Genomic DNA, 1,813 nt, shown 5'->3' on the forward strand with positions numbered 1-1,813 from the left:
AACAACTCGGCCGGATCCTCGTCGAGGACAACGAACCGCCCCGGATTCTCCGACTGGGCACTGCGCACCAACCCCCACACCGCCGCCGCGGCCACATCCGCAACCTCCCCCACCAACCCCGCACCACCCCTGGTCACCACCACCAACCCGACACCCGACAGACGTTCCTCAGCAAGCCAAGACTTCAACACGCCCAACGTCGCGTGCACCCACCCCCGCACCACCCCCGGACCCTCGACCGCCTCACCACTCACCCGCCAGACAGCATCCGGAGAGTCGACTGCCTGATCGCCCGCCCGCCAGACAACGACATCCGGAATATGGTCGGCCGCAACAACATCGGTAACCCGCGCGAAGGAGTCCTCGATCCCGGACACGCTCGTATCCGCGAGCACTGCAATGCGGGGTGCGGGCTGAGTGTCCCCCGCAACCGATTCCGCGGTAGCCTGCCAACCCACCTGGTAGAGGCCGGCCTCGTCACCGACGAGGCTGCGCCGGAATTCCTCGACGTCATACGGACGCAGCAGCACCGCGTCGACGGACAGGACGGGGTTGCCGTCGGGGTCGACGGCCGCGACGGCGACGGTGTCGGTTCCGGTCTTGACCGCGATGACCCGAAGCGATGTCACCTCCGTAGGCCGGCGGTCGGGGGCTGGTTTGTGGAGACGTGCACGATGAACGCCGGACCGTACCCGAGCCCGGTATCCATCGTGATCTGCGCGGCGAGGGTCGCGCTGTCCACGTCCAGGCGTTCGGCGTCGACCGGCGGCCAGTCCTCGTCCCGCAACCGCGACACCAACGCCGAATCGCCAGCCCACCCGTCACCCGACCATTGCTCCTCGACGAGTTCGGTACTGTKGGGTCGCGCCGCGAGCACACCGGTCCCGTAGCGCTGCCATTCTGTTTGCGTGTCCGACGACTTCCGGTAAAAGCACTCGAACGTACGCCGCCCGGACCCGTCGGCGGCCTGCACCAGTACCTGCAACTCGACCTCGTCGTCGCCGGGCCGGATCGGTGAGTGCACAATGACTTCCTCGACCACCTCGCAACCGATCCGGCCACCCGCGACGAGGAGGAATTCGAGTAACAGCACCCCCGGCACCACCACCACACCRTGGGCCATGTGATCAGCGATCCACCGATGGGTCCGCACCGAGAACCGGCCGGTGAACAACCACTCGTCGGTCCCCGCCAACCCGACCACACCCGTCAGAATCGGATGATCGGTCAACGACTGCGACACCGAGGAGTCGCTGCCGGGCTGCAACCAGAACCGCCGATGCTGGAACGCATACGTCGGCAACGCCACCCGACGCACCCCACGACCGGCGAACAACACAGRCCAGTCCACCCGCACACCCGCGACATGGGCCTGCGCCAAGGCTGTGACGAACYGCGCCACCTCATCGGTGCCCCGCCGAGAAAACGCCACCACCGACGGCTGCGACGCCACCGACGCCACCGTGGGCTGCGACGCCACCGTGGGCTGCGACGCCTGCGACGCCTGCGTGGGCTGCGTCGCCTGCGTGGGCTGCGTCGCCTGCGTGGGCTGCGTGGGCTGCGTGGGCTGCGTGGGCTGCGACGGCTGCGTCGCCACCGTAGCCTGCGTCGCCTGCGTCGCCTGCGTGGGCTGCGTGGGCTGCGTGGGCTGCGACTCGACCTCCGGGTTCTGCGCCAGGCACCCGTGCGTCATCGCGGCCAACACCGCATCCGGACCCACCTCGACAAACCGCCGCACCCCAGCCTCGACGAGCGCATCCACACCCGGCGCGAACCGCACACACCCCCGCACCTGCCGCACCCAATACTCCGG

General features: G+C 68.8%; 1 protein-coding gene and 1 pseudogene. Both read right to left on the reverse strand.

Features of this window, described 5'->3' with window-relative positions:
* A partial coding sequence (locus AB4Z47_RS30635) for a SpnB-like Rossmann fold domain-containing protein (protein ID WP_441956195.1) occupies positions 1-629 on the reverse strand: 629 nt, incomplete at its 3' end.
* Positions 626-1,813 (reverse strand): annotated as a pseudogene (locus AB4Z47_RS30640) (hypothetical protein); the annotation flags it as partial. The pseudogene AB4Z47_RS30640 and the gene AB4Z47_RS30635, both read right to left, overlap by 4 nt.

It is taken from the genome of Nocardia sp. 2TAF39, assembly GCF_052114905.1.
Lineage (GTDB): Bacteria > Actinomycetota > Actinomycetes > Mycobacteriales > Mycobacteriaceae > Nocardia.